The organism is Rhizobium viscosum (genome assembly GCF_014873945.1).
Lineage (GTDB): Bacteria > Pseudomonadota > Alphaproteobacteria > Rhizobiales > Rhizobiaceae > Rhizobium > Rhizobium viscosum.
On record NZ_JADBEC010000001.1, the window covers coordinates 2,822,730 to 2,842,731 of the forward strand.

A 20,002-nucleotide genomic window follows, 5' to 3' on the forward strand; every position below is an offset into this window, starting at 1 on the left:
TTACCGCATATTCCGAGGATATGGGGACCGCTCGCGCAATCGTGAAAGACGTTTGGGCTAGATGAGTTCTGCCGAATGCTTTCTGAGCAGAGACAGAAATTCCGCCTGTAGAGCAGTCGGCAGCCAATGGCGGCGTAACGTGACGCCGACGGGGCGGCGGGAACCAGACAGCGGATGATCCATCGTAGCGAGGAAGCCTGCCTCCAGCTCATAACGGATCTGGTGGCGTGAGAGCAGGGCGAGGTGATCGGATTTCAGGAGCACGCCCCTGATGGCATTGAGCGAGCCGGTCTCGACGCTCTGGCGGGCGGGTTTGTCCTTTGGGAAGGTTGCTGCCATGGTGTTGAAGGTTTCGCGCGAAGGCGTATCGCGGCGGGCGACGACCCAGGAGTAGTCAGCGAGATCGTCGGGGGTGATCCCGCGATGCTGCGTCAGCGGATGGTCGGCGCGCCCGACGATGCTGAGTTCGAAATCGAAGAGCGGTTCCTGATACAGGGTTTTCGAGACGAGGTTTTTGCGCAGCGCGCCGACAAGGATATCGACGCGGCCTCGCTCGAGATCGTCTATCAGCACCTCGTAGCTGCCCTCCACGATTTCGAAGCGTGCGAGCGGATGGCGGTTGGCAAGATGCGCGATTACGTCAGGCACCAGGAAGGTTCGGGTCAGCGGCAGGGTACCAACCGAAATACGGCCGGCATAGTGATTGCGGGCCTCCTGGAGCTCGTCGCGCAGGCTTTCGAATTCAGCAAGCGCCAGGCTGAACCAGCGAGTGGCGGAAAGACCTGCCGCCGTCAGGCGGAGGTTACGACCGAAATTTTCGAAGAGGGAAATGCCCATAACGGCTTCGGCCTCGCGAGCCGCGCGCTGCACGGCCGGCTCCGATTGTTCCATCATGCGAGCTGCGGCGCTGAAGCTTCCGTGCTCGGCAAAGGAAGTGAGGGCGTGCAGGTGCGGCCATGTCAGACGCGCCTCGGTGATGTCGATTGCCGCTTTCGCGGTCGATATGCATGCCTGGCGGATGAGGTCGCAGAGGCGGCGGAACCGCGGCAGGACGATCTTTCCTTCCGCTGTCAGTGCCATGGTATCGCGTTCGATCAGGGTCGCGTCCAGAAGCTCTTCCAACCGCCGCAGGGCCTGAGACGCCGCCGGCTGGGTGATGCCGAGGGCGGTCGCGGCCGATGTCAGCGAGCTGGTCTCTGCGCAAGCAGTGAATAGCCTGATGTGGCGGAAGTTCGGATGGATCGGCTTCGACATGGCTCTTCCTGAAAGCCCGCAGCCGGGCCGCGTCAGGGTAGCGCGATAGGTGTTTCGACGGAACGGTGTTTGTTCATCCAGTCGGCCGCCACCTGGATGCCGCCGAGCGGGAAGATGTGCAGTTGACTGATAAGGCTTTCAGGCCTTCTTGCCTTGTAATCGGCGAGGGCAGCGACGAGATCGGTCGGTTCATAGGGCAGCAGCAGCTTGCTCATGTCCATGGCGCGTTTCTGCAGCACCTTCATGGAGGGGCCAATGCCACAGGAGATGGCGTATTTGATCAGCGTCTGCAGCCTGGCAGGGCCGGCAATGCCGATATGGATGGGCATGGTAACGCCGGCGGCCTGGATGCGTTCAGCCCAGTCGATGACAGGCTGAGGATCGAAGGCGAATTGAGTGGTGATAGCAAGCCTGGCATCGGTTCGGGAGGCGAGATCCTGCTTCCAGCGCAGTGCCCGATCGGCCATGGCAGTTGATCCATTCGGATCGACATCACGGCTGCCTTCCGGATGACCGGCAAAATGCAGATGAGTAAAGCCGTGGTGGTCGAAAAGCCCGGTCTCGACCAATTGCATGGAGCTGTGAAAGTCTCCTACAGGCGTGGCCCTGCCGCCACCGAGCAGGAGAGCCTGGCGAACATCGGCTTCGCCGCGATATCGTTCCAACCAATCCGCCAATGTACCGATATCAGGAATGCTGCGCGCAGGCAGATGCGGCATGACCGGAAAGCCCTGTCGGTTCAGCCGTCTTGCTGTCGCCACCATATCCTCGATCGGAGTGCCGTCGAGGTGAGCGATATAGACGCGAGTCCCGGCTGGCAGGAGTTCGCGAAAGTCGTCAACCTTAGCGGCCGTGCGTGGCATGACCTCGATCGACCACCCCTCGATCATGTCTGCGAATTTCGGCTCCGTAGTAAGCTCCCTGGATTTGCCGGTGAAATTCAACAAAGCCATTCCATCGCTCCCTTTCGGCACTCCTCCGTGCTGTTCAAAATGTATACATAATGGATTCTATTTCAATCATTATGAGTCATTTTTGTATGAAAAAACGACAAAATCGTCGCTACCTCAATCAGAAAAGTATGCATTATCTCGAATGAAATAGCTCCTATCAGATCGATTCCGTATCGATCTGTAACCTCAGCTTATGACCCGTCAGCAGAACGAAATTGCCCGTTGCTGCCAACCTTCCTAGTGTTTTCAACGACAGGTGAACGTGGAGGCGTCCGCCTGCGAGGAGGATTCTCATGAGATTTTTGAAAGCCGGCGAAGCCGTCGCTTGGGGTTTTGGCGCATGACCGAGCCTTGCTTTGATGTCGCCCATCTCGGGCATGTTGAGCTTTACAGCGACCGCTTCGACGAAAGCCTTGATTTCTTCACGCGGGTCTATGGGTTGACGCCGAGCCTGATCGAAGACGGCGTCGCCTATCTGCGCGCTTTCGACGATTATGAATTCCATACGCTGAAGCTCGTGCGCCATGACACAACGGGTGTCGGTCATGTCGGCTATCGCACCTCGTCTCCGGAAGCCCTGGAGCGGCGGGTGAAGGTGATCGAGGAGATGGGCTGCGGCATCGGCTGGGTGGAGGGCGATGCGGGACATGGCCGCGCCTATCGCTTCACCGATCCGGACGGTCATGTTTTCGAGCTCTACTACGACACGCATGTCTACGAGGCGCCTGAAGGTGAGCGTCCGGCGCTGAAGAATATCGCCCAGCGCTATCATGGGCGCGGCGCCAGCCCGCGCCGGCTCGACCATCTGAACCTGCTTGCAAGCGATGTCGGGGCGATCCGTGATTTCATGACCAGGGCGCTCGGCAGCCGGGTGACGGAACAGATCCAGCTCGACAACGGACGGCTTGGCGGCTGTTGGTTCACTGTCAACAACAAGACCTATGATATCGCCTATTCCGAGGACCATACTGGGGCGAGGGGGCGGTTTCACCACGTTACTTACGCCGTCGATCAGCGCGAGGACATTCTGCGCGCGGCAGATATCTTCCTCGAAAACGGCGTCCATATCGAAACCGGCCCGCACAAGCATGCAATCCAGGGCACCTTCTTCCTCTACGTCTGGGAGCCGGCGGGCAATCGCGTCGAGCTCGCCAATGCCGGGGCGCGGCTGATCCTGAGGCCCGATTGGCCGACCGTCACCTGGACGGAGACCGAGCGCAAGAAGGGCCAGGCCTGGGGCCTGAAGACGATCGAGACATTTCACACGCATGGCACGCCCCCTGTGGCGAGGAAGGACTAGTTCATGGCGAAGACGGCCTTGGTCATCAGCGCGCATTCGGCGGATTTCGTCTGGCGATGCGGCGGTGCTATCGCGCTGCATCAGGAAAAGGGCTACGAGGTCACCGTTCTCTGCCTGTCCTATGGCGAACGCGGCGAGAGCGCCAAGCTCTGGAAGCATGCCGGGATGACGCTGGAGAAGGTGAAAGCGGCTCGGCGTGTCGAGGCCGAGAATGCCGCCAAGGCGCTTGGCGTGCACGACATCCAGTTCTTCGATCTCGGCGATTACCCGCTGGTCGTCGCTCAGGAGGCAAAGTTTCGCTTGGTCGATGTGATCCGTGCCGTGCAGCCGGAATTCATGCTCAGCCACTCCAAGTGGGATCCCTACAATACGGACCATATGTACGCGACGCAGGTGGCACTCGAGGCGCGCATGATCGCGCAGGCCTGGGGCCATAATCCCGGCGAGAAGGTTCTCGGCGCCCCGCAGCTCTATCTCTTCGAACCGCATCAGACCGAGCAGATGGAATGGAAGCCTGACGTCTTTCTCGATATTTCGCCGGTCTGGGAGAAGAAGTGGGCGGCAATCCAGTGCATGGAGGGGCAGGAGCACCTCTGGCATTACTACAAGAATGTCGCTGAGAACCGCGGCAATCATTTCATGCGCAATTCCGGCGGCCAATCTGGTGGTCGCAAGGCGACGCATGCCGAGGGCTTCCAGTCGGTCTTTCCACGAACGGTGGACGAGCTCTGATGGGTGTCGTCGTTCAGAATATTCAGCGGGCGGAACAATCCGTCGTCGATCGCCTCGCCGCCTGCGGAGTGGCGACGGTGCACGAGGCGCAGGGCCGCAAGGGATTGCTCGCAAGCTACATGCGGCCGATCTATCCGGGCGCGCGGATCGCGGCGAGCGCGGTGACCGTTTCCGCTCCTCCGGGCGACAACTGGATGCTGCATGTGGCGATTGAGCAGATCAGAGCGGGCGATCTCCTGCTGCTTGCACCGACCAGCCCCTGCGAAGACGGCTATTTCGGCGATCTCCTGGCGACCTCAGCCATGGCGCGAGGCTGCCGCGGGCTTGTCATCGATGCCGGGGTGCGTGACGTCGCCGATCTCAAGGCGATGAATTTTCCGGTCTGGTCGAAGGCGATCTTTGCGCAGGGCACCGTCAAGGAGACACTGGGCTCGGTCAATGTCCCCGTCGTCTGTGCCGGGGCGCTCGTCAATCCGGGCGATGTGATCGTCGCCGACGATGACGGCGTCTGCGTTGTGCGGCTAGAGGAGGCTACTGACGTTGCCGACAAGGCGGAGCAGCGGGTCGCGGCGGAAGAGGAAAAGCGCCGGCGGCTTGCCGCAGGTGAGCTCGGGCTCGATATCTACAAGATGCGCGAACGGCTGGCGGAGAAGGGGCTGAAATATGTCTAGGCCCAGCGCGGGGGAAGGCGTGCGCTGCATGTGGATGCGCGGCGGAACCTCCAAGGGAGGCTATTTCCTGGCGGAAGATCTGCCTGAGGATCGTGACCTATTTCTGCTGCGGGTCATGGGCTCGCCCGATCCGCGGCAGATCGACGGCATGGGCGGGGCGGATCCGCTGACCTCCAAGATCGCCGTCGTCAAGCGATCCGAACGCCCCGGCGTCGATGTCGACTATCTCTTCCTGCAGGTCTTTGTTGATGAGCCCATTGTCACCGATACGCAGAACTGCGGCAACATCCTTGCCGGTGTCGGACCCTTTGCCATCGAGCGCGGTTTGATCGAGGCCGAGGACGGGCAGACCGAAGTGCGGATATTCATGGAAAACACCGGACAGATCGCCACCGCGAAGATCGCCACGCCGGATCGGCGGGTGACCTATGCGGGGGATGCCCGCATCGATGGGGTACCGGGCACAGCAGCGGCGGTGTCAATCACCTTTGCGGATATCGCGGGCTCAAGCTGTGGAGCCCTGCTGCCTACGGGCCGTGTCGTCGACGTCGTCGAGGGTATCGAATGCACGTTGATCGACAACGGCATGCCCTGTGTCGTCATGCTGGCCAGCGACCTCGGTATCGAAGGGACGGAAACGCCTGACGTGCTTGAAGCCAATGGAGACCTCAAATCGAAGCTGGAGGCGATCCGGCTACGGGCGGGGCCGATGATGAATCTCGGCGATGTCGCCAAGAAATCGGTGCCGAAGATGACGATGGTTTCGCCCGCAAAGGCCGGGGGTGTGATCTCGACGCGCACCTTCATTCCGCATCGCTGCCATGATGCGATCGGCGTGCTCGGTGCCGTCAGCATTGCGACAGCCTGCCTTCTGCCGGAAGGGCCGGCGGCGCAACTGGCTGTGGTGCCTGATGGTGACGAGAAACTGATCTCGGTCGAGCATCCGACCGGAGAAATGAGCGTGATCGCGACGGTCAGGAGCGGCGTCGTGACCAATGCCGCAGTGCTGCGCACCGCCCGCAAGCTTTTCGACGGATATGTCTTTGCTTGATTGCGGCAGCGTTCAGTCGCGGCGCGGTCTTTCGCAAAATAGGAGACTGAGATGAGGATCGGGTTTCTGGGCTATGGCGAAGCAGCGAGAGCCTTTCATGAGGGTTTGAGCCGGCTTGGTTTGAGTTTCATCGCCTATGATATCCTGCTCGCTTCAGAGGACGAAGCCATACGCGAGGCGATGCGCGCCCGTGGTGCCGATATTTCCGAGACCATTGCCGGACTTTCGGAGGCGGACTGGGTGTTCAGCGCTGTGACCGCCGACCAGAGCCTGCTTGCCGTCGAACCGCTCCTGCCACATCTGCGGCAGGGGCAGGTGGTTATCGATATCAATTCCGTATCACCGGGCCGAAAGCGGGAGACGGCAGCCGCCGTGGAGGCTGCAGGCGGCGATTATCTCGACATGGCTGTCATGGCGCCGGTTCATCCGCGTAAACACCAGACGCCCGTTTTACTTGCGGGTGCTCCTGCTGAGAGGTTGCTGCCGGAGCTTTTGGCCCTTGGGTTTTCTGCTGAGATTGCGGGGCCGGCGGCTGGTGCTGCGACAGCAATCAAGATGGTGCGCTCGCTATTCGTCAAAGGACTGGAGGCGATCACTGTCGAGGCCTTGCTCGCGGCGAAGGCGTCAGGTTGTTACGAAGAAATCCTTTCATCCCTTTCCGGTTCTTTCCCTGGCCTCAACTGGCCGCAATTTGCCGAATATCAAATGGAGCGCACGACGCGACATGGGCGGCGGCGGGCGGCGGAGATGCGCGAAAGTGCCGCGACGCTCAATGCGCTTGGGCTTCGCGACGGATTGGCGATGGAGATTGCCGAGGTGCAGGAGCGCATGGGTGCTTGCGGCCTCGGCCAGACTGGCGGGCTGGAAGAAACTGTCGGGCGTGTCCTGGAGTTGCGGTTGAAGCCTCAGAAGGGATGAGTATCCGAGGTTGGGATCGTACGGCGGATGAGGGGGCCGTAGCGCGCAAGCAACCGTCTCTCTCGATCCGGTCGTTCCCTCCCTTGCTTTGCCAGCCCCCTCATCTGCCCCTCTCCGGGGCACCCCTCCCGCTGGTGCGGAACTTGAATTCTATGTCCTTGGTGTCATCGGGTCGCTGATGCGTCCGGCCGGGAATGTCGCCGGCAATGGCGTAAGTTCAATCTCTGCCACAATGCCCGCCTTGTTGAAAGGGTCGCCTTCAGCAAAGGCTTTTGCTTCAGCAAGACCTGCGGTCTCCAGTATGCCGAAATTGCCGATAGAGGCTCCATTGTCATCGTGCAAGGCAGAGCCAATCAGCACTGTCGCGAGGCCCTCGCCGCCGGATTGTACCCATGCGCGATGGGCCGGGCGGTGCAGGTCGCGGGCGCTATCCTGCCCGGAACGATGCAAACAGCGCATAAGGAAGAAGGCGGGCATCAGGCGGCGTTTTCTAGAACGACCATGCCGGCGCCGGTCATGGAGGCGGGCGCGTGATAGTGCTTGTGGATGAGATTGACCTGCTCGTTCATGGCGGCGCGCATGACCAGCCACATGATGAGTTCGGCGCCTTCGGAACCGAATTGCTCGACATAATCCTCACGGCTCATGGCGCGGTAGTGTTCCGGATTGGCGGCGATGCCATCCAGCCAGGCGCGGTCGGCCGCTTGATTGATGAAACCGGCGCGCGCGCCCTGCAACTGATGCGACAGGCCGCCGGTGCCGAGAATGACGACGCGCTCGTCGCCGGGCCAGCTTTCGATCGCCTCGCGCAGCACTTTGCCCATTTCCCAGCAGCGCTGCGGTGTGGGGATCGGATACTGGATGGTGTTCACCCAGATCGGCAGAACCTTGACCGGCCAGCGCGCCGGCCTTCCGAAGAACAGTTCCATGGGCACCTGCAAGCCGTGATCGACCTCGATCTCGCGGCAGACCAGCGGATCGAAGTGACGTTCGACCAGTCTGTCGACGAAGTGCCAGGAGAAATCGGCGGCGCCTTCGAAGGCTGGAATGGACCGTGGTCCCCAGCCTTCATCGACCGGTTGATAGGTTTCCGCTACGCCCACTGCGAAAGTCGGCACGCGGTCGAGGAAGAAGCTGTTGCCGTGGTCGTTGAAGATCACGACGGCGATATCGGGTTTTGCCTCACGCATCCATTGCTTGCCGGCTTCGTAACCGTCGAAGAAGGGCTTCCAGTCCGGTGTGTCGCGCAGGCCCTTGTCCAGGGCAGCACCGATCGATGGGACGTGGCTCGTTCCGAGGCCGCCGATGATTTTAGCCATGTCTTTTCTTTCCCAGTCTTTCGTAGAGAAAATCCTCATGCGACATGCCGGCCTGCGCGGCACCGATCTGAGTGATCGGCGTCGGGTCGACAGCGGCGATCTTCAGGATGAAGAACAGATTGCCGCCGAGGCGCACCATCTCATGCCAGTCGCGGCTTTTGACGGCGGCCTTTTCCTCGTTGCTCAGGCCGAAGCGAGTGAGATAGGCATCCTCATCCGCCTTGAAGGCGTCGCGGTTAGCGGGCTGACTCAGTGCCATCGCCATCTTGTTGAGCCGGTAGCCACGGATCGAGCCGGCCCGGTCGAAGAGCGGCGTATCGGGAATGGTCGCGGTATTCTCAGGCATGAATTCCTCCAAATCTGCGCGTCAGCCAGTTGGCGATTGCGGCTGTAACTTCGACTGGCCGTTCTACCGGTGCGAAGTGGCCGGCATCTTCGATAATGACGAGTTCTGTATCGGATGCCGCGTCCGCGATTTCCTGATGCTGGACGATCGGGCTCCAACCATCGTGGCGCGCGGCAACGAGCAGGATAGGACAGCCGAGTTCGGCCATATAGGCGCTGGCGTTCGGCCGGCTGATCAATGCGCGGATCTGCCGCTCATGCAGATCGGGGCCGGCTCGCAGCACCATGGCGCGCAGGCTGGTGATGAGTTCCGCATCCGCCAGCCGGGCTGGACTCAGCATGGGCGGCAGCCACTCATCCGCCAGTTTTTCCATACTGCGGTGACCAAGGTCGATCATCTGCTGACGTCTGATTTCCTCGCCGTCGCGTTTCGGGTGATGGCCGGTATTGGCAAGCACCAGCCCGCGGACGCGGTCCGGTGCAATGCGAGCCATTTCCATGGCGACGCGACCGCCCATGGAGTGGCCAACCACGATCAGATCGCCGTCGGTGGCAGCGAGAGCGCTTTCCGCCATGGCTGATATCGAGGAGGTGCGAGAGATATCGGCTGCATGCACAGCCATGTGCTGCGCGACAGCCTCGGCAAGCGGCGCCCAGACAATGCCGTCGGACACAAGCCCCGGAATGAGGACGAGCGTTGACATGATTTTCCTCCCGTTAACCAGACATCACAAATGTATACATTATGTCAAGAGATCGGCTGATATGGCTGCGATAATTGCTATTTCACGTGGGCAGGGCCTCTCATATGCATACAAATCTGTGCTAGGGTGATGGTTCGGCGTGGGGTTTTGTATGCGTTCGCGCTGCTATATACATTTAGCCGGGATTGGAGGCGCCGATGAAGCAGAGTGAAGCCGCAACGCATGGCCGTCGCGCCGTTATCGAGTTGCGGGAAAAGATTTTGAGCGGTGAGTTGCAGGGCGGCACGCGCCTCTTTGAAGTGCCGCTGGCGGAGGCGCTCGATATTTCACGCACACCGGTGCGCGAGGCCATGTCCCGGCTGACGGAGGAGGGGCTACTCGACCGTCTGCCAAATGGCGGCTTTGTGGTCCGCCGCTTCGGCTTTGCCGATGTGGTGGATTCCATCGAGGTGCGGGGTGTCATGGAAGGCATGGCGGCAAGGCTGGCAGCGGAGCGCGGAGCCGCGCCCGAAGCGCTCGATGAGATCAAGCACACGGTGATCAAGCTTGATGCCTGTTTCGGCGAGCAACTCGACGATGTCGATTTTGACGCCTATTCCGACCTCAACGAAAAATTCCACCATCAGCTTGCAGCACTCGCCGGCAGCGAGATTATCAGGCGTGAGGTGGAGCGGGCGAGTTCGTTGCCCTTTGCCTCGCCCTCGGCGTTCCTGCCCGACAAGGCTGATATCACCGCCTTCCGCCGTTCGCTGCGCTCCGCACAGGACCAGCACAGAGCCCTCGTCAGTGCGATCGAGGCGCGCGAAGGCAGCCGTGCTGAAGCGATCGCGCGGGAGCACGCACGGACGGCGCGGCGTAATCTTGAATACATTCTGGCGGAGGACCCAACCCTGATCGAGCAGATCAGGGGACTTGCGCTGATTCACCGGTAATTTTCAGATAATTCCTGCTTCAGAAGGGCGGCTGACGGCCGCCCTTTTCATTTTCGGAGCATTAAACTGGGTGCTGCCGGGTGAAAATGGGCTTGCAATCTGATCGCATTGGGCATTTCATGTATACATTATCGCATGCCAATGGGAGGACATCAGGTGGCGAGATCGAACCTATCCGAAGTTTTGAAGTCGGCCGGCAATACGGTGGAGTTGCTGCGTAACTCCAAAGTCGGCATGTATGTATACCCGGTCGTGGCGGCCGAGTTTTCCAACTGGCGTTCGGAGCAGGCCGCGTGGCGCAACTCCGCCGTCCTCTTCGACCAGTCGCACCATATGGACGAACTGACCGTCGAAGGCCCGGATGCGGAGAAGTTCCTTGCCCATCATGGCGTCAACTCCTTCGCGAATTTCGATACCAACCGCGCCAAGCATTTCGTGCCGGTCACGCCTGCCGGTCATGTGATTGGCGACCAGATCATCTTCCGTGAACGGGAAGACAAATTCATCCTCGTCGGCCGCGCGCCGACCTCCAACTGGCTGATGTTCTGCGCTGCCTATGGCAAGTGGAACGTGCGCCTGAAATATGACCCACGTTCGCCCTCACGTCCGGAAGGCGAGCGTGTGCTGCGCACGCACTACCGCTACCAGATCCAGGGACCGGATGCTCCCAAGATCTTCGAGAAGATGAATGGCGGACCGATCCCCGACATCAAGTTCTTCCATGTCGATAAGATCAAGGTCGGCTCGAAGACCGTGAATGCGCTGCGTCACGGCATGTCCGGCGCGCCGGGCCTGGAAATCTGGGGGCCTTACGAAGACAAGGCCTATATCCACTCTGTCATCCTGGAATCGGCAAAGGCGGCCGGCGTCGATCTCGTTCGCTGCGGCAGCCGCGCCTATTCCACCAATACGCTGGAATCCGGCTGGATCCCGTCGCCGCTGCCCGGCATCTATACGGGTGACGGCATGCTGGCGGCCTATCGCGATTGGCTGGGCGCTGACAGCTACGAGGCAACAGGCGCGATCGGCGGCAGCTTCGTTACCAGCAATATCGAGGACTATTACGTCACGCCGTTCGAACTCGGCTACGACTTCTACATCGGCTGGAAGAAGGACGATTTCATCGGCAAGTCCGCGCTCGAGAAAATGAAGGGCCAGACGAGCCGCAAGAAGGTGACCTTTGAGTGGAATGCCGAGGATGTCGTCAATGTCATCGCCTCGGCCTTCCGGCCGGGCGAGGATCATTTCAAGTGGATCGATTTCCCGCAGCCGAACTATGCCTCGACAAGCGCCGACAAGATCATGCGCGACGGCAAGATGGTCGGCATGTCGATGTTCAATGGCTACAGCTACAACGAGCGCTGCATGCTCTCGCTCGGCATCGTCGATGCCGATATTGAGGTTGGCGATGTACTGACCCTCGTCTGGGGCGAACCCGATGGTGGGTCAGGCAAGACCTCGGTCGAGCCGCACAAGCAGGCGGAAATCCGTGTGCGTGTGTCGCCCACTCCCTATTCCCGTGAAGCCCGCGAGAATTACGCCGACAGCTGGCGTAGCAAGAAGGGCTGAAATCCGACACTTCCATCCACGGTGTTAACGACGGCGCCCGGGAGGGCGCCGTTTTTCATGGATTCGTCCTCGCGCATTGCCTCTAGCCGTCCACGCATGGCAGCTGTTAAAACAGCCACACTTCCCGATCGGCGATCACTCCGATGTCACAATGACAACGCAGATATGCCTCCTGAAAAATCGAATCGAACAAGGATGACAGCAGTGGCACAGGCCCAGCCGCATGAGCGAATTCAGTACATCGTCGAGGGCGGCCATCGCCTTGCCGGCGAGATCCAGCCGAGTGGCAACAAGAATGCTGCCCTGCCGATCATTGCCGCCTCGCTGCTGACCGACAAGCTCGTGCATCTGACCAACGTGCCGCGCATCCGTGATGTCGAAGCGCTGGTCGAGCTAATCCAGTCCGTCGGTGCCAAGGCGCGCTGGCTCGGCCGCAACGAACTCGAGATTGAAGCGAGTGATCTGAAGCCGGCCGATCTCGACCCTGGCCTCTGCGCCCGCATTCGCGCATCCATCCTGCTTGCTGGCCCGATGCTGGCGCGTTGCGGCGAGATCACGCTGCCGCCACCGGGCGGCGATGTCATCGGCCGTCGCCGCGTCGACACCCACTTCCTGGCACTCGAACAGCTCGGTGCCGAGATCAGCGTCAACGGTTCCTATAGTTTCCGCGCCGGACACCTGCGCGGTGCCGACGTTTTCCTGGACGAACCATCGGTCACCGCGACGGAGAATGCGCTCTGCGCGGCTGTTGCTGCCGAGGGTAAGACAATCTTGCGCAATTGCGCGTCCGAGCCGCATGTTCAGGATCTCGCGCATTTCCTCATCGCCATGGGTGCGAAGATCGAGGGTATCGGCACCAACACCATGATCGTTCATGGCGGCCAGCCGCTTGGTGGCGCCTCGCATCGCATCGGCCCCGATCATAATGAGATCGGCTCGCTGATCGGCCTTGCTGCCGTCACCGGTTCCGAGATCGTCATCCGCCGCGCGGGTGTGGAGCATCTGCGTTCGACGCTGATGACCTTCGAGCGTCTCGGCATCCGCTGCCGTATCGAAGGCGACGATCTTGTGGTGCCGACGGGGCAGGAGATGAAGATCCAGCCGGATTTCGGTGGGCACATTCCGAAGATCGAGGATCAGCCCTGGCCGGCTTTCCCGGCCGATACAATGTCGATTGCCATCGTCACTGCCTCGCAGTGTGACGGCGTGGTGTTGATGTTCGAGAAGATGTTCGAAAGCCGGATGTTCTTCGTCGACAAGCTGATTACCATGGGCGCGCGCATCGTGCTTTGCGATCCGCACCGCGCAATTGTCGCCGGCCCGTCCAAGTTGCGCGCCGCACAGGTGGAAAGCCCTGACATCCGTGCCGGCATGGCGATGCTTATCGCCGCCATGTGCGCCGAGGGAACGAGCGTCATCAACAATGCCCAGCAGATCGAACGCGGCTATGAGCGGATCGAGGAGCGCCTCAATGCGCTCGGCGCGCGCATTACCCGCGTGCCGCCGCGCGAGGCATAAATCTAGACGCTGAGATGCGCTTCGAGGATTTCTGGTGAGGCGAGAAGCGCTTCGGATGTGTTGCGATAGGTCACCGCGCCGCGTTCCAGCACGATGACCTCATCCGTCAGCGGCAGCACCTTGCGTGCCTTCTGCTCGACGATGATCGCCGACATGCCTTCGCCGGTGACGATGCGGCGCAGCGCCGCCAGCAGCTCGTCGACGATGATCGGTGCAAGGCCCTCCAGCGGCTCGTCGAGCAGCAGGACTTTCGGGTTGAGCATCAGGGCGCGGGCGATGGCGAGCATCTGCTGTTCACCGCCTGATAGTTGATTGCCGAGGTTGCGGCGACGCTCCTGCAGGCGCGGGAACATCTGGTAGACGCGGCTGACATTCCAGGCGCCGGGCCGCGCGCTTGCCGTCAGGTTTTCTTCCACTGTCAGCGAACGGAAGATATTGCGTTCCTGCGGCACCCAGCCGACGCCGAGCGGCGCGCGTTTTTCCGCGCGCAGCCGGGTGATGTCGCGCTGCTGCAGGTGGATGGAGCCGGCGTGGTGTGTGGTGACGCCGATGATGGTGTTGAGCAGGGTCGTCTTGCCTGCGCCGTTGCGGCCAAGCAAGGCCAGCGAGCGGCCTTCCTCCAGTGTGAAATCGACCTTGGCAAGCACATGGGCTTCACCATAACCAGCGATGAGGCGTTCGACCCGTAGCAGCTCGGCCATCAGGCATCCTCCCCGAGATAGATGGCTTTGACCTGCGGATCTCTAGAGATTTCGGCGACGGTGCCTTCGGCAAAGACAGCGCCGGCAGCGAGCACCGAGATACGGTCTGCGAAGGAGAAGACGAGATCCATGTCGTGTTCGATCAGCACGACCGTGACATTGGCGGGCAGCTCGCGGACGATGCCGAGAACCTCATGCCGTTCCTCCTCAGGAACGCCGGCGGCCGGCTCGTCGAGCAAGAGCACCTTCGGCTGCATGGCAATCGCAAGGGCGATTTCCAGCAGGCGCTGTTTGCCGTAGGGCAGGAGCGTCGTCGGCATTCCCATAACATCGACGAGACGAAAGCGCTCCAGCAGGCTGGCAGCTTCATCGGCAACCTCCCGGTCGGCTGATAGCGGCCGCCAGGCGAAGCGTCCATGGCCTTTCCGTTCGCTGATTGCCAGCATAACGGAATCGAGCGGGGTGAGGTCTCCGAAGAGCTGGTTGATCTGGAAGGTACGGGAAAGACCTTTGCCGACGCGCCGGTATGAGGAGACGCTGGTGATGTCCTCGCCACCTAGCAGGATCTCGCCACTGTTCGGTGAGAGAACGCCGGTCAGCAGGTTGATGATCGTGGTCTTGCCGGCTCCGTTCGGACCGATCAGCGCATGGCGGGCGCCCTGGCGGATCTGCAGCGAGACGTCATTGGTGGCAATGAAGCCGCCGAAACGCTTGACAAGGTGGCGTGTTTCGAGGGCGAGCGTCATTTGCCTTCCTCCGCCATGGTGTGCTGAATGCGAGCTTCGCGCTTGCGCGCCGAGCCCGGCAACAGCGTCTGCCAGCTTGTCAGACGCTCGCGGCCGACCAGAACGATGATGATGAGCACGAGGCCGATCCAGAACATCCAGTATTGCGGCGTGATGACCGACAGCCAGTTACGCAGGATGGAGAAGACGACCGCACCGAAGACGCCGCCGTAGAGGTAACCGACGCCGCCGATGACCAGAACGAGCAGCACTTCGGCGGAACGGTGGAAGGCAAGCACGTCAGGCGAGACGAAGCTGGTGGTCTGGGTGAGCAGCGCACCCGCGATACCGGCGTAAGCAGCGGAGACCGTGTAGATCGCGACAATACGGCGGGTCGGCGAAATACCGAGCATGGAGGCGCGGCGCTGGTTGCGTTTGATGGCTTTCAGCGACAGGCCGAAGGGCGAGTTGACGATGCGACGGGCGACATAGGTCAGAACAATAAGAACGATGAGGCAGTAGATGTAGCCGGTCCGGCCCCAGAGATCGAATTCGAAATAGCCGAGGATCGGATTCAGCATCACACCGCTCAAGCCATCCGCGCCGCCGGTGAGCCATGCCGCCTGATTGACGAGTTCGGCGAGGAGCATGGCGACGCCGAAGGTGGTCATGAGGCGGGTGAGGTCAGAGCCGCGCAGCACGAGGAAACTCGTCAGGAAGCCAAAGAGGCCGCTGACAAGGCCGGCCGCGAACAGGCCGATCACCGGCTCGCCGGAGACATGGACGGCAAAGAGACCTGCTGCATAAGCGCCGAGGCCGAAGAAGGCGGTATGGCCCAGCGAGACGATGCCGGCATAGCCGAGGATGAGATCCAGAGAGACGGCGAAAAGCGCCAGGATGGCGATCTCCGTCAGGATCAGCATCTGTGACGGCAGGACGAAGATCGCGGCGATGGCCACCAGCCACAGCGCGAATTCCCAGATCTGCCAGCGGCCGGCGCGCCTCAGGAGCTCCATGGCCTCCGTGGAGGCGTTGTTGCGTTCACCGCTCATCGGCCACCCTCCCGGGAGAAGAGGCCATGGGGCCGGAGGATCAGCACAAGGATCATGACGGCATAGATGATGAAGGCGCCGAGTTGCGGCACATAATATTTGCCGGCGACGTCGGCGATGCCGAGTAGGAGCGCGGCAATGAAGGGGCCCGTGATGGATGAGGTGCCACCGACCGTGACGACGATCATGAAATAGATCAGGTATTTCAGCGGAAAGTTTGGGTCGAGGCCGAGCAGTTCGGTGCCGAGCGCACCGCCAAGGCCGGCGAGACCGGAGCCGAGCGCGAAAGTCAGCGCGAAGATGACGGAGACGTTAATGCCCATGCCGCGAGCGACGCGCCCGTCATCGACGGCGGCGCGCAACTGGCTGCCGAAACGGGTGCGGGTGAGCGCCAGTTGCAGTGCAACCGTCAGCACTGCGCAGATGACGATGATGAAGAGCCGGTAGCGGCCGATATCGATGCCCATGAAGCCGAAGCGGCCGCTGAGTTCGGGCGGTAGGTTGATCAACTGCTGCTGGCCGCCCATGAAATAATCGATTGCGGCAATCGACATGAAGACGAGGCCGATCGAAAACAGCACCTGATCGAGATGCGAAGCCGAATAAAGGCGGCGGTAGAGCAGCCGTTCCAATACGGCGCCGGCAAGCGCCGTGACGATGAAGGCCGCCGGCAGGCACCAGTAGAAGGAGATGCCGTATCTATTCATCATGATGACGGTGACGTAACCGCCTGCCATGGCAAAGGCGCCATGCGCCAAATTGACGAAATTCATCAGGCCCAGCGTGACTGACAATCCGCAGGCGAGAACAAAGAGAAGCATGCCATAGGCGATGCCGTCGAACAGGATTGTCAGCATGAGACCTCACTGCATCCAGGCGGCGGAATTGCCTCCGCCGCCTGTTCCAAAGGCTTACTTGGCAGCCGTATTCGGATCGTGGATGTCAGGGTAAGTCGCAAACTCGACATTGTAGAGTTCGCCGTTCTTCTCCTTGACCTCGCGCATGTAGATATCCTGCACGATGTCGCGGGTATCAGGATCGATGGTGATAGGCCCGCGCGGGCTGACGAATTCCATGCCCTTCATTGCATCGACCAATTTGGTGCCATCGGTGTCACCGCCGGTCTTTTCGAGGGCGGCATAGGCGACATGCATGGCATCATAACCGCCGACCGACATGAAATTCGGGCGCATGTTCTTGTTGGCTTTGCGGACTTCGGCGACGAAGGCCTTGTTTTCCGGGCTGTCGTGATCGGTCGAATAGAAGTGGCCGGTGATGACGCCCTTGGCGGACGGTCCCATCCCGTTCAGGAGATCGTCATCGGTGACATCGCCGGTGGCAATCAGCTTGATGCCGGCATCCGCAAGGCCGCGATCGACGAACTGCTTCATGAAGATTGCGCCGACACCGGAGGGGACGAAGACGAAAAGGGCATCAGGCTTGGCATCGCGCACGCGTTGCAGGAAGGGAGCAAAATCCGGATTCTGCAGGGGAACGCGGAGTGCTTCGACAACCGTGCCGCCGTCTTTCTTGAACTGGTCGGTAAAGCCCTTCTCGATGTCGATGCCCGGTCCATAGTCGGTCACCAGCGTGACGACCCGCTTCAGATTGTTCTGGACGGCCCAGGTGGCGACCGGAACGGCAGACTGCGGGCCTGCCATCGAGGTGCGCACGAAATAGGGCGACTGCTTCATGATGGCCGAGGTCGTGGCCGAGGTGATGATTGCCGGAATCTTTGCCTGGTTGAGAACCGGGGCGACACCCATGGCAAGCGGAGTCAGGCCGAAGCCGACAAGCATTTTCACGCCGTCGTTGACGACGAGTTCCTGGGCGATGCGGCGGGTCTGGTCGGCCGTGCCGGCATCGTCCCGCAGGACAAGCTCGATCTTCTTGCCTGCAACCGTGTCGCCATTGATTGCCATGTATGCGCGAGCGCCGGCCTCGACCTGACGCCCGGTTGAGGCAAAAGGACCTGTCATCGGCAGGATCACGCCGATCTTCACCGTTTCCTGCGCAAATGCAGGCACGCCAGCAAGTGTGGCGAGCGCCGCGCCGGCTATCAATAGTCTTCTTGAAAACGAAATCATGTATACTCCTCCCATTGTTGTGCATCATATCTCTCTCCCGGAGATATGCCGCGACCTGAACGTTTTTCTTCTCTCCTCCAGAGGAAAACGCCATTGTCGCGAAAATTGCTCAGCGACATCAATGTATACATAAAACTTGACATGGTACAAGCTGCCGCTACCTGTCAGACCTGCAAACCATGCCTGGCAGACTGATCACGAAAGGCCCGGCGGACGGTCTTTTGCGCTTGCAAGTTTTGCGTTTTGCGAAAGCAAATTTTCGATCGTCGCAACTCTGTCATATAGCTATGGCGAGAACGTGCTTTATCGAGCGAATTGAACAGGGAGCGTGCCATGATCGAAAACACTCAGCTCGACCGTATCAAGAATGAAATCGCCGACAGCTTCGACGAGGAGCTGGAAATGCAGATGGAGGAGGACCGGCTCGACGAGCTGGTCGCCGAGGGCATGTCCGGCGAAGCGGAACAGACGCTCGAGCGCAAACTCTATTTCCGCGAGCTCTTCCGCCTGCAGCATGAGCTGGTTCGCCTTCAGGACTGGGTCCAGTACAAGAAGCTGAAGGTGGTCGTGCTTTTCGAGGGCCGCGATTCCGCCGGCAAGGGTGGCGCAATCAAGCGCGTGACCCAACGCCTCAATCCGCGCGTCTGCCGCGTCGTGGCGCTGCCGGCGCCGACCGAACGCGAGCGGAACCAGTGGTATTTCCAGCGCTACACGTCGCATCTGCCGTCGGCGGGCGAGATGGTGCTCTTCGACCGCAGTTGGTACAACCGTGCCGGCGTCGAGCGGGTCATGGGCTTCTGCACGAAGGACGAGCTGGAAGAGTTCTTCCGCTCCGTGCCGGAATTCGAGCGCATGCTGGTCCGCTCCGGTATCATCCTCATCAAGTACTGGTTCTCGATCACCGATGAGGAGCAGGAGTTCCGCTTCAACATGCGCATCCACGATCCGCTGAAGCAGTGGAAGCTCTCGCCGATGGACCTGCAGAGCCGCGTCCATTGGGAGGAATATACCAAGGCCAAGGAAGAAATGCTCGCCCGCACCCATATTGAGGAAGCGCCGTGGTGGGTCGTTCAGGCCGTCGACAAGAAACGCGCGCGCCTCAATTGCATCGCCCATCTGCTCGGCCAGATCCCGTATGAGGACGTTCCGAAGGAAGGGATCGTGCTGCCGGATCGCGTGCGTCACGATGACTACCATCGCACCCCGGTTCCGCCGGAAATGTATGTTCCCGAAGTCTACTGATTGAAATGGCTGCGGCCGGTTTCCGGCAGCAGCGCCTTTTCAGCATGTCGCGCAAAACCGATTCAAGCGTTGCGCGACATGCCTCAATGCGCCGATTGCTGCTTGGCGCGGGCGACGATCTGGGTCGGATTGACGAATTGCAGCGCGATGATGAGCCAGAAGAGCGTCGTCACCATATAGATCACCGCCATCGCATCGATTGATTGGCTGGCTCGTACGCCGGATGCGAAGACCGCGTAATAAAGAGAGACAACAAGCGTCTGGGTCTGCGGTCCGGCGATGAGGAAGGTCAGCTCGAACATCGCGAGCGTGCGCACCAGAACGAGCAGAAGTGCTGCCAGCATGCCGGGCAGCAGGAGCGGCAGCAGAATGCGGATAAAGAGGCTGGTGGTGCCGGCACCGAAGACACGGGCGGCGGCCTCGATGCGCGGATCGATCTGCTCGATGAACGGGATCATGACGAGCACGACGAAGGGGAAAGACGGCACGAGGTTGATCAGCACGACGCCCCAGAAGGTGCCGCCGAGCCCGAGCTGGTAGAGCACTGTTGCCAGCGGAATGCCGTAGGTCAGCGGTGGGATCAGCAGCGGCAGCAGGAAGAGCAGAATGATGGCGCGCTTGCCCGGGAAATCGCGCCGCGCCAGAGCATAGGCTGTCAATACGCCCAGAATGCCCGAGATGATGACGACGACAAAGGCCATCTCGAAGGTAACGATGACGACGCTGGATAGCTGGAATTCGCTCCAGGCGCTGAAATACCAACGATCCGTCCAGCCGCGCGGCAGCCATGTGCCGAGCCAGCGTGTGGCGAAAGAGTTGACGATCACGGCCGCGATGACCGCAAGCAGGTTGAGGACAAAGAGGGTCGCGAGCGCCCAGACGGCGATGCGCCAGATCTTCGAGGTAAGGCCCTGGTCACGGATCATGGC

Annotated in this window: 21 protein-coding genes; 9 read left to right on the plus strand and 12 right to left on the minus strand. The window is 60.8% G+C overall.

The genetic code is table 11. The features are described 5' to 3' along the window. Positions 1-57: 57 nt before the first annotated feature. Both H4W29_RS13810 and H4W29_RS13815 read right to left on the minus strand, forming a co-directional pair. Positions 58-1,254 carry a LysR family transcriptional regulator gene (locus H4W29_RS13810; RefSeq protein ID WP_192729405.1) on the minus strand — a complete coding sequence of 399 codons (1,197 nt, stop codon included), beginning with the start codon at positions 1,252-1,254 and terminating at the stop codon, positions 58-60. 32 nt (positions 1,255-1,286) lie between these two features. Beyond that, entirely contained in the window at positions 1,287-2,207 is a 921-nt protein-coding gene (locus tag H4W29_RS13815) for a methylenetetrahydrofolate reductase (protein WP_192729406.1), read from the minus strand. Between the two features lie 340 nt (positions 2,208-2,547). On the opposite strand from H4W29_RS13815, the gene H4W29_RS13820 reads away from it, so the two are divergent. The 5 genes from H4W29_RS13820 to H4W29_RS13840 are packed head-to-tail and all read left to right on the plus strand — an operon-like array spanning position 2,548 to position 6,879. After that, positions 2,548-3,507: a VOC family protein gene (locus H4W29_RS13820; protein WP_192729407.1), complete on the plus strand. Its 960-nt coding sequence runs from the start codon at positions 2,548-2,550 to the stop codon at positions 3,505-3,507. 3 nt (positions 3,508-3,510) lie between these two features. After that, the gene (locus H4W29_RS13825; RefSeq protein ID WP_192729408.1) at positions 3,511-4,239 is read left to right on the plus strand and encodes a PIG-L deacetylase family protein; all 729 of its coding nucleotides are present in this window, start codon (positions 3,511-3,513) and stop codon (positions 4,237-4,239) included. Then, positions 4,239-4,910 carry a 4-carboxy-4-hydroxy-2-oxoadipate aldolase/oxaloacetate decarboxylase gene (locus H4W29_RS13830; protein ID WP_192729409.1) on the plus strand — a complete coding sequence of 224 codons (672 nt, stop codon included), beginning with the start codon at positions 4,239-4,241 and terminating at the stop codon, positions 4,908-4,910. Before H4W29_RS13825 ends, H4W29_RS13830 begins: the two co-directional genes overlap by 1 nt. Then, positions 4,903-5,961, plus strand: coding sequence for a 4-oxalomesaconate tautomerase (locus H4W29_RS13835; protein WP_210332173.1), 1,059 nt, complete (start codon positions 4,903-4,905; stop codon positions 5,959-5,961). The genes H4W29_RS13830 and H4W29_RS13835 overlap by 8 nt, the downstream gene beginning before the upstream one ends. Before the next feature lie 51 nt (positions 5,962-6,012). Beyond that, positions 6,013-6,879, plus strand: coding sequence for an NAD(P)-dependent oxidoreductase (locus tag H4W29_RS13840; RefSeq protein ID WP_192729410.1), 867 nt, complete (start codon positions 6,013-6,015; stop codon positions 6,877-6,879). Positions 6,880-7,029: 150 nt separating this feature from the next. On the opposite strand, the gene H4W29_RS13845 is transcribed toward H4W29_RS13840, so the two are convergent. From H4W29_RS13845 to H4W29_RS13860, 4 genes are read right to left on the minus strand one after another with little or no spacing between them, the layout of a single operon-like run. Next, positions 7,030-7,356 carry a YciI family protein gene (locus tag H4W29_RS13845; protein ID WP_192729411.1) on the minus strand — a complete coding sequence of 109 codons (327 nt, stop codon included), beginning with the start codon at positions 7,354-7,356 and terminating at the stop codon, positions 7,030-7,032. After that, complete coding sequence (locus H4W29_RS13850) at positions 7,356-8,198, minus strand: class III extradiol dioxygenase family protein (RefSeq protein ID WP_192729412.1); 843 nt, start codon at positions 8,196-8,198, stop codon at positions 7,356-7,358. Before H4W29_RS13850 ends, H4W29_RS13845 begins: the two co-directional genes overlap by 1 nt. Further along, positions 8,191-8,544, minus strand: coding sequence for an extradiol ring-cleavage dioxygenase (locus H4W29_RS13855; protein ID WP_192729413.1), 354 nt, complete (start codon positions 8,542-8,544; stop codon positions 8,191-8,193). The genes H4W29_RS13850 and H4W29_RS13855 overlap by 8 nt, the downstream gene beginning before the upstream one ends. Next, complete coding sequence (locus H4W29_RS13860; RefSeq protein ID WP_192729414.1) at positions 8,537-9,247, minus strand: alpha/beta fold hydrolase; 711 nt, start codon at positions 9,245-9,247, stop codon at positions 8,537-8,539. Before H4W29_RS13860 ends, H4W29_RS13855 begins: the two co-directional genes overlap by 8 nt. A gap of 197 nt (positions 9,248-9,444) precedes the next feature. On the opposite strand from H4W29_RS13860, the gene H4W29_RS13865 reads away from it, so the two are divergent. The 3 genes from H4W29_RS13865 (at position 9,445) to murA (ending at position 13,266) form a co-directional block, all read left to right on the plus strand. Beyond that, positions 9,445-10,179: a GntR family transcriptional regulator gene (locus H4W29_RS13865; protein ID WP_192729415.1), complete on the plus strand. Its 735-nt coding sequence runs from the start codon at positions 9,445-9,447 to the stop codon at positions 10,177-10,179. Between the two features lie 156 nt (positions 10,180-10,335). After that, positions 10,336-11,748 carry a vanillate/3-O-methylgallate O-demethylase gene (ligM, locus tag H4W29_RS13870; RefSeq protein WP_192729416.1) on the plus strand — a complete coding sequence of 471 codons (1,413 nt, stop codon included), beginning with the start codon at positions 10,336-10,338 and terminating at the stop codon, positions 11,746-11,748. Between the two features lie 195 nt (positions 11,749-11,943). Beyond that, entirely contained in the window at positions 11,944-13,266 is a 1,323-nt protein-coding gene (murA, locus tag H4W29_RS13875; RefSeq protein WP_192729417.1) for a UDP-N-acetylglucosamine 1-carboxyvinyltransferase, read from the plus strand. A 2-nt stretch (positions 13,267-13,268) separates the two neighbouring features. Here the strand turns inward: murA and H4W29_RS13880 are convergent, their stop codons facing one another. From H4W29_RS13880 to H4W29_RS13900, 5 genes are read right to left on the minus strand one after another with little or no spacing between them, the layout of a single operon-like run. Next, positions 13,269-13,967 carry an ABC transporter ATP-binding protein gene (locus H4W29_RS13880; protein ID WP_192729418.1) on the minus strand — a complete coding sequence of 233 codons (699 nt, stop codon included), beginning with the start codon at positions 13,965-13,967 and terminating at the stop codon, positions 13,269-13,271. Next, the gene (locus H4W29_RS13885; RefSeq protein ID WP_192729419.1) at positions 13,967-14,713 is read right to left on the minus strand and encodes an ABC transporter ATP-binding protein; all 747 of its coding nucleotides are present in this window, start codon (positions 14,711-14,713) and stop codon (positions 13,967-13,969) included. The genes H4W29_RS13880 and H4W29_RS13885 overlap by 1 nt, the downstream gene beginning before the upstream one ends. Beyond that, on the minus strand, positions 14,710-15,744 hold the full coding sequence (locus tag H4W29_RS13890; RefSeq protein ID WP_192729420.1) for a branched-chain amino acid ABC transporter permease: 1,035 nt from the start codon (positions 15,742-15,744) through the stop codon (positions 14,710-14,712). Before H4W29_RS13890 ends, H4W29_RS13885 begins: the two co-directional genes overlap by 4 nt. Further along, positions 15,741-16,601 carry a branched-chain amino acid ABC transporter permease gene (locus H4W29_RS13895; RefSeq protein WP_192729421.1) on the minus strand — a complete coding sequence of 287 codons (861 nt, stop codon included), beginning with the start codon at positions 16,599-16,601 and terminating at the stop codon, positions 15,741-15,743. The genes H4W29_RS13890 and H4W29_RS13895 overlap by 4 nt, the downstream gene beginning before the upstream one ends. 54 nt (positions 16,602-16,655) lie before the next feature. Continuing rightward, positions 16,656-17,831, minus strand: coding sequence for an ABC transporter substrate-binding protein (locus H4W29_RS13900; protein ID WP_192729422.1), 1,176 nt, complete (start codon positions 17,829-17,831; stop codon positions 16,656-16,658). A 333-nt stretch (positions 17,832-18,164) separates the two neighbouring features. On the opposite strand from H4W29_RS13900, the gene ppk2 reads away from it, so the two are divergent. After that, a complete protein-coding gene (ppk2, locus tag H4W29_RS13905; RefSeq protein ID WP_192729423.1) occupies positions 18,165-19,073 on the plus strand; it encodes a polyphosphate kinase 2 in 909 nt (302 codons plus the stop codon). 83 nt (positions 19,074-19,156) lie between these two features. Here ppk2 and H4W29_RS13910 read toward each other — a convergent pair whose 3' ends face one another. Beyond that, complete coding sequence (locus tag H4W29_RS13910; protein ID WP_018114719.1) at positions 19,157-19,999, minus strand: ABC transporter permease; 843 nt, start codon at positions 19,997-19,999, stop codon at positions 19,157-19,159. Positions 20,000-20,002 lie beyond the last annotated feature (3 nt).

Bases quoted from the DNA above. Each gene is read 5' to 3' on its own strand.
- H4W29_RS13810 (WP_192729405.1), bottom strand. From the start codon at position 1,254: ATGTCGAAGCCGATCCATCCGAACTTCCGCCACATCAGGCTATTCACT.
- H4W29_RS13815 (WP_192729406.1), bottom strand. From the start codon at position 2,207: ATGGCTTTGTTGAATTTCACCGGCAAATCCAGGGAGCTTACTACGGAG.
- H4W29_RS13820 (WP_192729407.1), top strand. From the start codon at position 2,548: ATGACCGAGCCTTGCTTTGATGTCGCCCATCTCGGGCATGTTGAGCTT.
- H4W29_RS13825 (WP_192729408.1), top strand. From the start codon at position 3,511: ATGGCGAAGACGGCCTTGGTCATCAGCGCGCATTCGGCGGATTTCGTC.
- H4W29_RS13830 (WP_192729409.1), top strand. From the start codon at position 4,239: ATGGGTGTCGTCGTTCAGAATATTCAGCGGGCGGAACAATCCGTCGTC.
- H4W29_RS13835 (WP_210332173.1), top strand. From the start codon at position 4,903: ATGTCTAGGCCCAGCGCGGGGGAAGGCGTGCGCTGCATGTGGATGCGC.
- H4W29_RS13840 (WP_192729410.1), top strand. From the start codon at position 6,013: ATGAGGATCGGGTTTCTGGGCTATGGCGAAGCAGCGAGAGCCTTTCAT.
- H4W29_RS13845 (WP_192729411.1), bottom strand. From the start codon at position 7,356: ATGCCCGCCTTCTTCCTTATGCGCTGTTTGCATCGTTCCGGGCAGGAT.
- H4W29_RS13850 (WP_192729412.1), bottom strand. From the start codon at position 8,198: ATGGCTAAAATCATCGGCGGCCTCGGAACGAGCCACGTCCCATCGATC.
- H4W29_RS13855 (WP_192729413.1), bottom strand. From the start codon at position 8,544: ATGCCTGAGAATACCGCGACCATTCCCGATACGCCGCTCTTCGACCGG.
- H4W29_RS13860 (WP_192729414.1), bottom strand. From the start codon at position 9,247: ATGTCAACGCTCGTCCTCATTCCGGGGCTTGTGTCCGACGGCATTGTC.
- H4W29_RS13865 (WP_192729415.1), top strand. From the start codon at position 9,445: ATGAAGCAGAGTGAAGCCGCAACGCATGGCCGTCGCGCCGTTATCGAG.
- murA (WP_192729417.1), top strand. From the start codon at position 11,944: ATGACAGCAGTGGCACAGGCCCAGCCGCATGAGCGAATTCAGTACATC.
- H4W29_RS13880 (WP_192729418.1), bottom strand. From the start codon at position 13,967: ATGGCCGAGCTGCTACGGGTCGAACGCCTCATCGCTGGTTATGGTGAA.
- H4W29_RS13885 (WP_192729419.1), bottom strand. From the start codon at position 14,713: ATGACGCTCGCCCTCGAAACACGCCACCTTGTCAAGCGTTTCGGCGGC.
- H4W29_RS13890 (WP_192729420.1), bottom strand. From the start codon at position 15,744: ATGAGCGGTGAACGCAACAACGCCTCCACGGAGGCCATGGAGCTCCTG.
- H4W29_RS13895 (WP_192729421.1), bottom strand. From the start codon at position 16,601: ATGCTGACAATCCTGTTCGACGGCATCGCCTATGGCATGCTTCTCTTT.
- H4W29_RS13900 (WP_192729422.1), bottom strand. From the start codon at position 17,831: ATGATTTCGTTTTCAAGAAGACTATTGATAGCCGGCGCGGCGCTCGCC.
- ppk2 (WP_192729423.1), top strand. From the start codon at position 18,165: ATGATCGAAAACACTCAGCTCGACCGTATCAAGAATGAAATCGCCGAC.
- H4W29_RS13910 (WP_018114719.1), bottom strand. From the start codon at position 19,999: ATGATCCGTGACCAGGGCCTTACCTCGAAGATCTGGCGCATCGCCGTC.